Source organism: Amycolatopsis sp. WAC 01376 (assembly GCF_003947415.1).
GTDB lineage: Bacteria > Actinomycetota > Actinomycetes > Mycobacteriales > Pseudonocardiaceae > Amycolatopsis.
This window is the reverse complement of sequence record NZ_QHKL01000001.1, coordinates 1,676,516-1,688,925: the sequence shown is the minus strand read 5'-3', so window position 1 is coordinate 1,688,925 and position 12,410 is coordinate 1,676,516. Positions and strand designations below refer to the sequence as shown.

Genomic DNA, 12,410 nt, shown 5'->3' with positions numbered 1-12,410 from the left:
CTTCGCGATCCAGGCGGTCGCGGCCTACTTCGCCTCGGCCTGCTCACGCAGCTTCTGCTCGTGCTCGACGATCTCGGGCGTGGCGTTGTCGAAGTCCTCCATCTCGGCGACCCGCCGGATCTCGATCTCGCCCTCGCGGAACGGCGCGCGCTTCATCCATTCGATGACCTCGGCCTTGTCCTTGACCTGCAGGATCCAGAAACCCGCGATGAGTTCCTTGCTCTCGGCGAAAGGCCCGTCGACGACCCTGGCCTCGGTGGTGCCGGAGTACTGGATGCGGACGCCCTCGGCGCTGGGGAGCAGTCCTTCACCCGCGAGCATGACGCCCGCCTTCACCAGCTCCTCGTTGAACTTCCCCATCTCCTGCAACTCCTCGGCACTCGGCTGAGCACCGGCCACGTCGGTCTTCTCGTCGCTCTTGACAATCACCATGAACCGCATCTGAGTCTCCGTTCCCGGCGGGGCTCGTCCCCTGCCACATCAACGCGTCGATCGGGCACCCCTGGTTTCGACACGGTCCCCGAACTTTTTTCCGCGAGTATTCGAGCAGCCGGAAAACCGCAGGTCAACAGCACATGGTGCCACCTCATCCCCACCACCCACCCTTGAAGGACGCGCTCCGCGCGACTGGATCTATCCTGACCCGTCGTGGCCGCTCTCCCCCCAGACCTCAGCTCAGCCCTCGACGCAGAGTTGGGCAAGTACCCGCAGACCAGGCTGACGCAGTCCGTCGAGCGGCTCAGCACGCGCTACCGCGAGAACAGCCCGGCGAGCGCGCCCATCCTCTCGTCCGAGGTGGACATCGCGGCGTACGCGGGCTACCGGATGCCGGCCACGTACGCGGCCGTACACGCCGTTCTCGCCGAAGCCGCCCTCCGCGCTCCCGGGTTCGCTCCGCGCACGCAGATCGACGTCGGCGGCGGGACCGGTGCGGCGATCTGGGCGGCAGCCGACGTGTGGCCGTCGCTGGAGGCGAGCACCGTCGTCGAACAGGTCCCCGGCGCGATCGCGCTGGGACGGCGGCTCGCGGGGAACGCCGGGGGCAAGGCCGTCCGCGGCTCGACCTGGCAGCGCGGCCTGATCGACCCGGTCGCACCCGCGCCGGACGCCGACCTGGTGACCCTCTCCTACGTGCTCGGTGAGCTGCCCGAAGCCCGCCGGGCCGACACCGTCCGCTGGCTGTCGGCGAAGGCCGGGATGCTGGTGCTGATCGAACCCGGCACGCCCGCGGGCTACGAACGGATCGTCGAAGCGCGGGATCAGCTCGTCGAACTCGGGCTTTCCCTCGTCGCGCCCTGCCCGCACGAGGGCGCGTGCCCGATCCCGCGCGGCAAGGACTGGTGCCATTTCTCCGCGCGCCTGCCGCGCACCGGCCTGCACCGCCAGCTCAAGTCCGGGACGCTCGGTTTCGAAGACGAGAAGTTCTCCTACGTCGTCGCCTCACGCACGGCGCCGGAACGAGCCGAAGGCCGGATCCTGCGCCATCCGGCCAAACGCAAGGGCATGGTCAGCCTGACCCTGTGCGCCGAAACCGGGCTCACCGAAACGATCGTCACCAAACGGCACGGCGACGCCTATCGCGAGGCCCGCGACGCCGAATGGGGCGACGCCTGGCCCGCCCGCTGACCGCCAGGCCGATACTCTCCCACGCCGGTGCCCCCAGGTAGGTGCCCCCAATGTGACATTGGAGGCGCTGAGCGTCCCCAATGCCACATTGGGGGCACTTGAACTCGTGGGCCCAGAGTCCCTCAAGGAGTCCTTCACGGCCCTCGCCGAGCCGGATTCCCGATGACGGCGAGCAGTGCGCCCAGCGCCGGATTGTCGTTGCCCCGCCGCCACATCAGTTCGAGCTCCACCGGACGGCCCTCGACGCCGCCCACAGGGCGGAGCACGACGCCCTCGAACCGCAGCGCGGCGGCCGCGGCGGGCACCAGCGCGACGCCGAGGGCCGCCTTCACCAGCGCGAGCACCGTATGCACCTGACAGGGGTATTGGGTGTAGTCCGGCACCACCCTGGCGGCACGGAACACCGCCACGAGCAGATCGTGGAAGTACCGGCCCTCCGACGGCGAATACATGATGAACGGCTCGCCGTCGAAGTCGCGGACGTCGGGATTCTTCTTGCGCCGCGCCAACGGATGCGCGGACGGCAGCGCGGCCAGCAGCGGCTCCCGCCACAGCGGCAGGGTCACGACGTCGGCACCGGTGACCGGCGGCCGGACCATGCCGAGATCGAGCCCGCCCGCCAGTAATTCCTCCACCTGTGCTGCCGTCACCATTTCCCGCAGCACGAGATCGACGCCGGGCACCTCGGCGTTCGCCGCGGCGATGACGCGGTCGAGATACGAATAGGCGGCGGTGGCGGTGAAACCGAGCGTGACGACGCCGACCTCACCTTTCTTCGCGCGGCGGGCATACAGCGTCGCCTCCTGCGCCGAACGCAGTATTTTCCTTGCCTCGGCGAGAAAAACCCGTCCGGCGGGTGTCAGCCGGACCATGCGGTGCGTACGGTCGAAAAGCTCGACCCCCAGTTCGCGTTCCAGCAACTGGATCCGCCTGCTCAACGGCGGCTGGGTCATCGAGAGCCGCTCCGCCGCCCGGCCGTAGTGAAGTTCCTCGGCCACCGCGACGAAACTCACCAGCTGTTCCAGGGAGAACACCCATCCAGTCTAGGTATCACCGGCGGGCGGACAAGCGCCGAAACGGTATCGTTCAGTGCGGGATTTCCACTGTGCGGTCGATGATCCCGGTCGCCACGGAATGGATCTTGCGATTGTTGCTCCGCGCGTAGGCGCGCAATACGCCGAACGCGTCGTCGACCGAAACCCGCAGCCGTTCGGCGAGCACCCCTTTCGCCTGTTCGATGATCACCCGGCTGTTCAACGCCGTTTGCAGCTGCGCGGTGATGGTTTCCTGCCGCTGCAACAGCCGGTGGTGCAGGATGCCGATCGTGGCGATGTCCGCGAGCGCCTGCCCCAGCCTCAATCCGGCGTCGTCCAGCGAAGCGGGGCGGGTGCCGAACAGGTTCAGCGCGCCGATCACTTCGTCGCGGCGGCGCATCGGCAACGCGTACACGGAGCGGAATTCCGCGTCTTCCGCCGCACGGGAGAACTTCGGCCAGCTTTCGCCCGCGCGCGTCAGATCCGGGCAGACCACCGGCTCGGCGTGCCGGTAGCAGTCCAAGGACGGTCCCTCGGAATTCCGCAATTGGAACAGTTCGAGTGTGCGGGTCTGTTCGTCGGACGCGGCCACCATGGTGAGCGTGCCGTGCGCGTCGGCGAGCAGCAGTCCGGCGGTACAGACGCCGAGCAGTTCGACACATCTGAGCGCGAGCAGGTCGAGGAACTCGATGAGATCGAAATCGTCGACAAGGGTGTCCGCCAACTGCACGAAGGTTTCCCGCAAGCCTGCCGCGAGGTGGGTCATCGTTTCTGATATCTCCTTAGGCACGCGTCCGTCATGACTCGGACCGGAAGGTGATCCGGCGCCGCATCACGTCCATGGCGACCTCGTCGAGATCCCGGTCATCGGCGTAGGCGTGGGCACGCAAGCGGGCGAGCGCGTCCACCGGCCCGATGCCGAGCTGGGCCGACACCATTCCCGCGGCCTGATGCACCCGGTCGTGGTGTCCGGTGAATTCGCGATCGATCACTTCGGCCATACCGGGCCCACCGGTGCCGCCGGTACCGACATCGGCGACGGCGAGGGCGATCACCGCGTCGGCGCAAACGAGTGCCTCCGCCTGTCCTTCCCTCGACGGGAACCCGGCGAGTTCGCGATAACAGTCGACGACACCCAATTTGGTCGCACCCGTCCGGATCGGCACCGCGATGATCGATTTCACGCCTCTGTCGATCGCTTCCGGCGCGAACATCGGCCATCGGAGTGACGTCTCCGAACTGGTCACATCGGTTACGACGAGGAGCATACCGCCGCGCACCACCTCCCATGCCGGGCCTTCGCCCAAGGTGAACTGCAGATCTTCCAATTCGCGGCTGCGTTCGTCGGTGGCGAAGAAAGGCTCGGCGACTCCCCCGCCGACGGCGAGGGTCAGCCCGACACCGGCAGCTTCGAGGACGTTTCCGCAAACTACGCAGGCGTGTTCCACGGAAACCGCCGAATCTGTTTCCGAAGCGAGAAAACTCATCTTCGCCCAGACCAGCGCCGCGCGATCACGCCGTCGAAACCCCATGGCGCCTCCCGGCATTGTCCGGTGTCGGACGAACCCGCCGGGGCCGGGGCGAACAGCGCGGACCACTCGTCGGCGCCATGCCGATTCTCCCACGTTTTCGTCCTTTTGCCGCGCCCGCCACCTCGTCTCCGGCACCAACGCGGTGGTCCGAAGAGACGAACGGACGACCAGGACGGCGGCAATCGTCCGTTCAGCCGGTTTCGGTCCCCCGGTCCGCCCCTAGGGTGGAACGCGAGACCGCTCGTCCCGGCCCCCGGCGAACGGCGCTCATCGGCGAGCTCTGGAGGGGCAATGTGCGTTCGCATTCTCGAAACCCGGGCCAAACGGGGGAATCTCATTCTCCGGCTACTGGTCCGTATTCAGCTCAAGGCGTCCCGGCGCTGAGCGCAGGCGCGCAGCCTGCTGATCGCCCGATGTTTGGTCACCCGCACGCGTGACGACGTCGTACCGAGCGCCGCGGCGGTCTCGTTCGACGTCAGTTCACCGATCACCCGCATCCCCAGCACTTCCCGGTGGGAGACGGGCAGTATCCGCATGAGCCTGCCGAGCCGGACGCCGAGGTCGGTCCGCAGGGCACGCTGCTCCGGTTCGTCGGCGGCCACCGCCGGACGTTCGGGGAGTTCACCGGTCAGCACCTGTTTGCTCCGCGACGCCTTCCGGAACGCGTCGGCGACCTTGTTCGCCGCGATGGCGCGCAGGAGGAACAGGAAGGAGCCGCCGCGCAGGCCGTGCCCGGGAACCGCGACGAAGACCGCGAGGCAGATCTCCTGCGCCACGTCGGCCGGTTCGAGATAGGTCAGGTCACGGCCGCCGAGGCGGATCTCGGCGTACTTCCGCGCCCACGCGTTGACTGCGGCCATGAGGTCGTCCATCGCGTGCGGCCCGCCGTCCGCCGCCGCCCTGGCGAGGCCGTCCCAGCAGGCGGGGGAAATCCACGTCTCACCGCCGCCGGTTCCTCGCATCGGAAAATCGTCGTTCATGTCCCGCTCCCACGGATGAGAAAACCCGGCCGCCGAGGTCCAGGACGGAACGCGGACAACGGTAGTCGAGAGGACCGGCCACCTCAATCGACGAAGGTCCGCGACCCTTTGTCCACCTCTGCGCGAAACCGGACAGATTCCCACCAGTGGTCTGGACAACTCCCGGCCCGGCGCCGTAACTTCCCGTGCTGAGACGCCTCGCCAAGGTCACACCCAGGCCGGGAACGCGCCCCCGGCCGACATCCGCAAGCACCGCCGCGGCACGTTCGCGTTCCGCGGCGGGATTCCGCCGAGGAGTGAACTGTGCGCATCCGCAAGAAGATCCGGCGCGTCTTGACCGCGTTGGCGGTCGCCCTGCCCCTGGTCACCGGGGTTTCGGCGCTTTCGGCGCCCACCGCGGCCGCCGCGGGCCCCGATCCGCTGCCGTTGACCGTCACCAACAATTCGAACCGCTCCGACGCGGTTCACCTCTACGTGCTCGGCACGAACCTCAACACCGGCAAACTCGGCTACGTCAACGCCGCCGGCGCCTTCACCCCGTGGCCGGCCGGGGCGAATCCGCCGAGCCCCGCGCCGGACGTCGCGATCGCGGGCCCCGGCAACGGCGGCTCGACCACGCTGCGGATCCCGCGGATGCTCTCGGGCCGCGTCTACATGTCGTTCGGGCAGAAGATCAAGTTCTTCCTGACCCCGGACGGGCTGGTACAGCCGGCGCCGTGGGCCGACGGCGACCCGAACCGCGACATCCTGTTCGACTGGAGCGAATTCACCTACGACAACGGCGGGCTGTTCATCAACAGCTCGCAGGTCGACATGTTCAGCGTGCCGCACGCCGTCGGACTCACCAACGGGGCAGGCACGAACAAGGAGGCCGGACGCCTCAAGGCGGGCGGCCGCGAGGCCATCTTCAACGCCGTCCAAGGACAGTCCGGTTTCTCGAACCTGGTGTACAACCGGCTGCGGGTCCTCGCGCCGGGCAAGGGGCTCGACACCGGCAAATTCGGCGCGAACTACCTCGACGGATACGTCACGAGCGCCTGGAACACCTACAAATCGACCCCGCTGACCGTGGTCCCGTTCGAGGCCGAACCCGGCAAGAAGTTCACCGGCCGGACCGGCGGGGACGACGTCCTGCGCTTCACCGACACCTCGGGCGCGACGGTGGCGTCGTTCAGCAAACCGAGCACCCGCGACGTCTTCAACTGCGACGGACGGCTGCACGCGCCGAACGACCAGGTCGTCGGCCCGATCGCGCGGACACTGTGCGCGGCACTGCACCGCTCGACCCTCGGCTCCCTGCACACGCAGCCGACCTACGACGCGGGCCAGTTCTACAAGCAGCCCGTGACCGACCACTACTCGCGGATCGTGCACGAGCAGATGGTCGACGGGAAGGCGTACGGATTCGCCTTCGACGACGTCGGGCACTTCGAGTCGCTGGTGCACGACGGCGACCCGCGTACCGCGCGGATCATCCTGACCGCGTTCTGAACTGAACGCGCCCGGTTTGGGTAGTTCGCGCGGTTTCGCAATGGGGTCGTGAGTGGCGATTCGGGTAGAGCGAACCCGTGTTTAGGTACCTACGGCGGGTGGCGGGCCGGGATCGCAGGTCCGTGAGGGGCTCCTTCCCTACTCTGAGGGTAGGGAAGGAGCCCCTCACGGCATGCCGGGCTGAGCTCGGCCCGTGCCGAGGCTGCGGACGGGCAGGAGCGCCACCTTGAGCCTCGGCACTACAGCGACAGCGCGTGAAGGCCTCCTTCCCGCAGTACATGAAGGACCCCATCCTTGCGCCCAGGTACAGGAAGGAGTCCTTCATGTACCTGGGGAAGACCCTCGCGCGCCATCGTTGTCACTGGTGGGGCTACCGGGGCCAGAAGCGCACGTCGCCAAGGTCCCGCGATCAGCCGAAGCCGGACCTCTCAGCGCGCCCCGCTCCCGATCCGCCAGGCCGACATGCCGATCCCGCTCGGCTCGAGCGAGAACTTCGGCGGCTCGGGGGTGCTGAGGCGCTTCAGCTCCTCCGGCGTGTACCGCACGCATTTCCGGTGCCATTCCAGGATTCCGGCCATCCAGTCCTTCATGTTGTCCGCGTACCTGGTCAGCACCGCGCGGACGTCGTCGTCGAGCCCGAGGTCGTCGCACATCCGCGGCAGGTCCTCGTCGGCGAGCTGCTCGAACTGGTCTATCCGCGCGTTCATCAGCCGGGCCGCGATGTCGCGGGCCTCGATCCGGTCGACCTCCAGGAAACGCTCGACGACGTAGACGAGGTTGTGCACCTCGCCCTCGTATTCGATCTCCTTCTGATAGGAGAAGAGGTCGTTGGCGAAGGCCGCGTAGTCCTGGGCGGCGGTGTCGAGTTCGAACAGCACCCGGTTCTGGTAGATCTCCGGCGGTACGACGTCGCCGAGCCGGAGCCGGGCGAGGCTCTTCGTCAGATCCGAACCGAACGTCCGCCGCCGCATCTCCACGTAGTCGACCGGGTCGGGGACGCGGTTCTGCGCCTGGTTCGCCACCTCCCAGACCCAGCTCGCGGTCATCCTCTCGATCGCCCGCCGGAACTCGGCCCGCGCGGGCGGGGTCAGCGGCCCGGCGGTGCGGTTCCACAGGTCTTCGAGGCCGCGCTCGACCGGGTTCGACGGCTTCGGCACCGGCTCGCCGTCGAGCGGCATGAAGAGGGAAAGGCGGTCATTGCACAGTTTCGCGGCGACAGGGTCCCTTCTCATCCCGAAGACGACCGGGAAGTAGTCGTCGCCGTAGGTGCCCCAGGTCAGCCAGTCCGACGACAGCTTGAGCTGGTCGAGATCGGAGTCCGCGTGGATCATCGCGGCGCAGTGCGGCAGGTCGATGCCGCGCATCCGGCGCTCGTCCCAGATCCCGCCTTCCTCGAACATCCCCATCTCCCGTGCCCAGCCCGGCGCGTATTCGCGGGCGGCGGCGAGGTGCGGGCTGGTGCGCACGGGGTACGGCATGCGGAATTCCGGCAGCGGCAGATGCCCCACCTTCGCGAACGGCGGGGGCGCCTGCTGCCGCACCCGCTGGACCAGCCCCAGCCTGCCCGGCGAGAGCCGCGGCGATCCGGTGCCGGGCCCGCTCGGCCCGTTGGCGCCGGACACCGGGCCCTCGTTCATGTACCGGCTCGACCGCGCGTGCCATTCGTGACCGCCGGACTGCCAGTCCTGCAGGCCTTTGACGTACAGGCCGGCCCCGATCTGTTCGGTCAGCGAGACGTCGCGTTCGGCCAGCAGCGCGGGCACTTCGACGAGCGCGGTGTTCTCGAACTGCTGCAGCCGCGAGGTCAGCAGGTCGTTGGTGAGTTCGGCGGCCTCCTGGGTCGGACAGTCGAGGAACTTCTCGAAGACGAGGACGGCGTTGGAGTTCTCCCCCTCTTCGCGTACTTCTCGTTGGTAGGAAAAGAGATCGTTGCGAAGGTGGACGGCGTCGGCGAAGGTGTCGCGCAGGACCTCCATCGGCCTGGTCGCCGCGATCCTGTCCGGCACTTCGGCGCCGACGGCGTATTCGATCAGGTTCGCCGACCATGGCGCCCCGCCGACGCGACGGCGCATCTGGATGTACTCGATGGGGTTCGCGATCCGGCCGCGGTCGATGTTGTCCAGTTCCCAGAGCGATTCGACCATGAGGTTGTGCGTGCTGGTGACGAAACGCCGCCGCCAGGCTTCCGACATCGAGGGAATGGTACGCGCCCAAAGGTCCTTGAGCCCGGCTTCGGCGGGGTTTTCCGGTTCCGGAGAGGTTTCCCCCGGTCCGGTCATGAACAGTTCCAGCCGGTCCAAATACGCTTTCGCACCCTCGGTGTTCCGGGTGTACTTGAATTGCGCGAGGAAATCGTCGTCGAAGAAGAACACCCAGACGTACCAGTCCGTGACCAGATCGAGGGACGGCCCGTCACAGTCCGGATGGGTGTGCGCGCAGAGCAGTGCGTAATCCATTTTCGCCAGCGCCTGCTCGGTCCAGACGACGTCACCGGACGGGGCTGGTGAATCGAGCATGCCCATTTGCCCGGCCCAGGCCATACTGTGCGTTCGCGCCGCTTCGAGGTGCGGATTCATCCTGGCCGGATGCGGCACGTAGAACTCGGGCAAGGTGAAAGCCTGCATCGGCGACTGCCTCCCGCGGGTGTCGGATATGCCCCGACGTTTCCAGCCCGCGATGGTTCCGGGCAACGGCCACCCGAGGGATTCGGTGTGCCATGGAGTGAATCAGTCCCAGATGGACGCCGAATCGACATACGGCGCGAGCAATCCGCTCAATACCCGGTCACCGTTCCCGTTCAATTCGTCCTCGGCGATCCGGCGGGCGACGCCGACCAGGAAATCGGCGGCCTGCACCCGCGGATCGGTCCGCGAATCCACGAACCGCACCCCGGCCGAACCCGGGGTCGACTCGATCCGGGCGAGCCGTTCACCCTTGAGCGACGGTTGTTCGTCGTGGACGAGGAAGACCCGCTCCCCGCCCGCGCTCCAGTACTCGACGGCGCGGAGGATCGCGGGCACCAGCGGATCGAGGGACTTGGCGTCACGCGCCTCGGCGACCTTCGCCCGCAGTTCCGCGGTGTCCCCGACCATCGCGAAGAACGACCCCGTCGCCGGATCCCGGCGGTTCCTGGTCCGCAGCACGTCGTTGAACGCGGCGAGGAGTTCGTCGTCCGGCCGGACCTCCGGGCCGGCGAGTGCGCGGAGTTCGTTCGCCAGCAGCAGTTTCTTGTCCACGAGGTACACGTGCGCACGCCCGTGGACCGGGCCGCGCGGGCCGAGGAACCATTCGAGGACCCGCCGGTGCTTCGTGCGGAGGAGGTGGTTGGCCTTGTACTCGAGCGCGGGCGAGCGGATCCTGCGCCGCAGTTCGGCCAGGCAGTCCGCGGCCTCTTCGGGACTCAGCCGGACCCCGGCGTGCGCGAAGACGTCGGTCTGCCCGCCGATCAGCTTCTCACCCTCGGACCCGGACTCGTCGCAGGCGATCTCCAGGGGCACGGTGCGCATCGTGCCCGATCACGGCGGTTCCGTCGAACGGGTTACGCGGGTTCGGGCAGCGGCTCACCGGTCTCGAGCAGCGTCTTGAGGCTCGACAGGATCGACGGCCAGCCGCCCTTGACCATCTCCAGCGCGGTGCTGCCCTGGTCGAAACCGTCGTGCACGACGGTCAGCTTCACCGTGTCGCCGACGGGTTCGAGGTCGAACGTGACCTTCGACCGCGACTCGGCCTGGAGTTTCGCCGACACGTCGTCGTCGAGGCCGACCGACTTGGCGAACTCCGGGGTGAAGGTGTGCCACGTGTAGGACAGCCGCCGGTACGGGTCGGATTCGAGGATGACCTGTTCGGGGTCTTCCAGCTTCACGCCGAGCTGGTCCCAGGCCATCGTCGACCCGGGCTTCCAGTCCGAAGTGAACTCACAGCCCCAGTACTGCTTGGTGAAGGCCGGATCGGTGAGCGCCTGCCAAAGCCGCTCCGGCGTCGTCTTGATGTAGCTGGTGTACACGAATTCGTCGGTGCTCATGGGTTGCTGCTCCAATGCCTTCTTGAGGTCGGCGAGCGCGTCGACCCGCCCCTGGTGGTACCGGTCGATCCAGCGTTCGGCGATCGCGTTGATCGGCTCCGCGTTCACGTAGTGCAACTTCTCGCGGCCGCGGCGGACCGTGGTCACCAGGTTGGCCGCTTCCAGCACGGCCAGATGCTTGCTGACCGACTGCCGCGCCATGTCCAGTCCCGCGCACAGCTCGCGCAGGGTCTGCCCGTTGCGCGCGTTCAGGTCGTCGAGCAGCCGGCGACGGCTGGCGTCCGCCAGCGCCTTGAAGACCTCGTCCATGCCGCTCTCCCTGATATGCAGCCGCGCGGCTGCCTGTTTAGATTAGGCAGCCGCGCGGGTGCATGTCAAGGACTTCGGATCAGAAGCGGCCGCAGTTCCCGTTGCCCGCCTGTCCGTTGAACACGCTCTTGAGCCACGCGGTGGCGTCGCCGGGAGCGGCCATCATGCCCAGGGCGTGGGAGAAGAACGGAGTGAGGGTCGCGAGGTCCTTCCACTGGACGTTGGCGCCCTTGCCGCACCAGTCCTTCGCCATCTGCTTGCCGACGGCGGCGGGGATGACGTCGTCCATCGGGCTCTGCTCGACCATGATCGGCATGGCCGGCTTGACGGTCCCGATCCTGTTCTCCGCGACGATCGCGTCGAACGGCGGCTGGGAAAGGAACGAAGAGACCGGCTGGCCGCTCTTGGTCAGCGAACTCGTCTGCTTGCCCATGAACTTGAAGACCGAGTCCATCGTGCAGGTCTGCCGGGCCTCCATGAACAGTTGCGCGCCCGCCGGGTTGGCCAGATCCATCAACCTGGCTTCGGGATAGGCCTGGTTGATGCCGATCAGCGCGTAGCCGAGGAACCCGACGTACATGCCGCCGTCCAGCGATTTGGCCAGCGCGGCCTTGTCGGCGGGCGGCGCGCCGGAGTAGACACCCTTGACGTTCAGCTCGGGCGCGTAGGTGGCGGCGAGTTCGGCCGCGGCCGCGGCGGCGCTTCCGCCCTCGGAATAACCGGCGATGCCCACCGGGCCGCCGGCGGGCAAACCGCTTTCCGGCAGCCGCTGCGCCGCGCGGATCACGTCCAGCACGGTGTGCGCTTCGGACAACCGGTTCACGTACGGATGCTCACCACTGCCTTCGACCCACGGTCCGATGTAGTCGGTCTGCGCCACCGCGAACCCGGCGCCGAGCAACGCGTTGACGAAACTGCCCTGGAAACCGGACACCATGTCCTGCGAGCCCTCGCCTGCCAGCGTTTTCGAGGGCGCGCACTGCGGGCCCATGCCGAAGGTGAACGGCGCGTAGGCCACGATCGGCCGTTCCCCCTGCCCGCTCCACGCGGTGTTCGGCACCAGGACCGTGCCGCTGACCGCGACCTGCTTGTTCTTGTTGTCCCGCGACAGATACTGGACGCGGGTGGCTTTCGCGCCGTTGTAGTTCGAGGGCTGCGACTTGAGCACGTCGCCGTTCTGCCCCGCGGGCAACGGCGAAACCGGGCTGTAGACCGAAGTCGTGTCGGCGACGGCCGACGGCGCGTTGAGCGCCACCGCGACCAGCGTCGCGGCGACGGTGGCGATCAGGCCACGGCGAAAGGGAACGGGCATACGGCAGCTCCACGGTGAGTCGGGACCGGGCAGGTGCCCAAGGGGAACGGATCGACCGCGGACTTTCAAGAGATGAAGACCGACCGGTCTTCAAGTTGTCAATCG

11 protein-coding genes are annotated in these 12,410 nt (G+C 67.7%); 2 read left to right on the top strand and 9 right to left on the bottom strand.

The genetic code is table 11. The features are described from left to right. Positions 1-24: 24 nt before the first annotated feature. On the bottom strand, positions 25-441 hold the full coding sequence (locus DMH03_RS08120) for a YciI family protein (protein ID WP_125791289.1): 417 nt from the start codon (positions 439-441) through the stop codon (positions 25-27). Between the two features lie 207 nt (positions 442-648). Here DMH03_RS08120 and DMH03_RS08115 point away from each other — a divergent pair, with 207 nt between their 5' ends. Continuing rightward, on the top strand, positions 649-1,626 hold the full coding sequence (locus DMH03_RS08115) for a small ribosomal subunit Rsm22 family protein (protein ID WP_125791288.1): 978 nt from the start codon (positions 649-651) through the stop codon (positions 1,624-1,626). Between the two features lie 134 nt (positions 1,627-1,760). Here the strand turns inward: DMH03_RS08115 and DMH03_RS08110 are convergent, their stop codons facing one another. The 4 genes from DMH03_RS08110 to DMH03_RS08095 form a co-directional block, all read right to left on the bottom strand. Further along, complete coding sequence (locus DMH03_RS08110; protein ID WP_125791287.1) at positions 1,761-2,660, bottom strand: LysR family transcriptional regulator; 900 nt, start codon at positions 2,658-2,660, stop codon at positions 1,761-1,763. Between the two features lie 52 nt (positions 2,661-2,712). Continuing rightward, positions 2,713-3,426, bottom strand: a complete 714-nt coding sequence (locus DMH03_RS08105) for a GAF and ANTAR domain-containing protein (RefSeq protein ID WP_125791286.1) — start codon at positions 3,424-3,426, stop codon at positions 2,713-2,715. 31 nt (positions 3,427-3,457) lie between these two features. Continuing rightward, complete coding sequence (locus DMH03_RS08100; RefSeq protein WP_125791285.1) at positions 3,458-4,192, bottom strand: GAF and ANTAR domain-containing protein; 735 nt, start codon at positions 4,190-4,192, stop codon at positions 3,458-3,460. A gap of 359 nt (positions 4,193-4,551) precedes the next feature. Further along, positions 4,552-5,172, bottom strand: a complete 621-nt coding sequence (locus DMH03_RS08095) for a sigma-70 family RNA polymerase sigma factor (RefSeq protein ID WP_125791284.1) — start codon at positions 5,170-5,172, stop codon at positions 4,552-4,554. A gap of 303 nt (positions 5,173-5,475) precedes the next feature. Here DMH03_RS08095 and DMH03_RS08090 point away from each other — a divergent pair, with 303 nt between their 5' ends. Next, positions 5,476-6,663 (top strand): beta-1,3-glucanase family protein, encoded by a 1,188-nt coding sequence (locus tag DMH03_RS08090; protein ID WP_125791283.1) that lies wholly within the window; start codon positions 5,476-5,478, stop codon positions 6,661-6,663. A gap of 428 nt (positions 6,664-7,091) precedes the next feature. Here DMH03_RS08090 and DMH03_RS08085 read toward each other — a convergent pair whose 3' ends face one another. The 4 genes from DMH03_RS08085 to DMH03_RS08070 form a co-directional block, all read right to left on the bottom strand. Further along, positions 7,092-9,287: a germacradienol/geosmin synthase gene (locus DMH03_RS08085; RefSeq protein ID WP_125791282.1), complete on the bottom strand. Its 2,196-nt coding sequence runs from the start codon at positions 9,285-9,287 to the stop codon at positions 7,092-7,094. 102 nt (positions 9,288-9,389) lie between these two features. Further along, positions 9,390-10,169: a DUF3800 domain-containing protein gene (locus DMH03_RS08080; RefSeq protein WP_125791281.1), complete on the bottom strand. Its 780-nt coding sequence runs from the start codon at positions 10,167-10,169 to the stop codon at positions 9,390-9,392. 32 nt (positions 10,170-10,201) lie between these two features. Beyond that, complete coding sequence (locus tag DMH03_RS08075; protein ID WP_125791280.1) at positions 10,202-10,993, bottom strand: metalloregulator ArsR/SmtB family transcription factor; 792 nt, start codon at positions 10,991-10,993, stop codon at positions 10,202-10,204. 79 nt (positions 10,994-11,072) lie between these two features. After that, a complete protein-coding gene (locus DMH03_RS08070; RefSeq protein WP_125791279.1) occupies positions 11,073-12,305 on the bottom strand; it encodes a lipase family protein in 1,233 nt (410 codons plus the stop codon). Positions 12,306-12,410 lie beyond the last annotated feature (105 nt).

Excerpts from the sequence above, each read along its gene's own strand:
- DMH03_RS08120 (WP_125791289.1), bottom strand. The coding sequence starts at position 441 with ATGCGGTTCATGGTGATTGTCAAGAGCGACGAGAAGACCGACGTGGCC.
- DMH03_RS08105 (WP_125791286.1), bottom strand. The coding sequence starts at position 3,426 with ATGACCCACCTCGCGGCAGGCTTGCGGGAAACCTTCGTGCAGTTGGCG.
- DMH03_RS08100 (WP_125791285.1), bottom strand. The coding sequence starts at position 4,192 with ATGGGGTTTCGACGGCGTGATCGCGCGGCGCTGGTCTGGGCGAAGATG.
- DMH03_RS08095 (WP_125791284.1), bottom strand. The coding sequence starts at position 5,172 with ATGAACGACGATTTTCCGATGCGAGGAACCGGCGGCGGTGAGACGTGG.
- DMH03_RS08085 (WP_125791282.1), bottom strand. The coding sequence starts at position 9,287 with ATGCAGGCTTTCACCTTGCCCGAGTTCTACGTGCCGCATCCGGCCAGG.
- DMH03_RS08080 (WP_125791281.1), bottom strand. The coding sequence starts at position 10,169 with ATGCGCACCGTGCCCCTGGAGATCGCCTGCGACGAGTCCGGGTCCGAG.
- DMH03_RS08075 (WP_125791280.1), bottom strand. The coding sequence starts at position 10,993 with ATGGACGAGGTCTTCAAGGCGCTGGCGGACGCCAGCCGTCGCCGGCTG.
- DMH03_RS08070 (WP_125791279.1), bottom strand. The coding sequence starts at position 12,305 with ATGCCCGTTCCCTTTCGCCGTGGCCTGATCGCCACCGTCGCCGCGACG.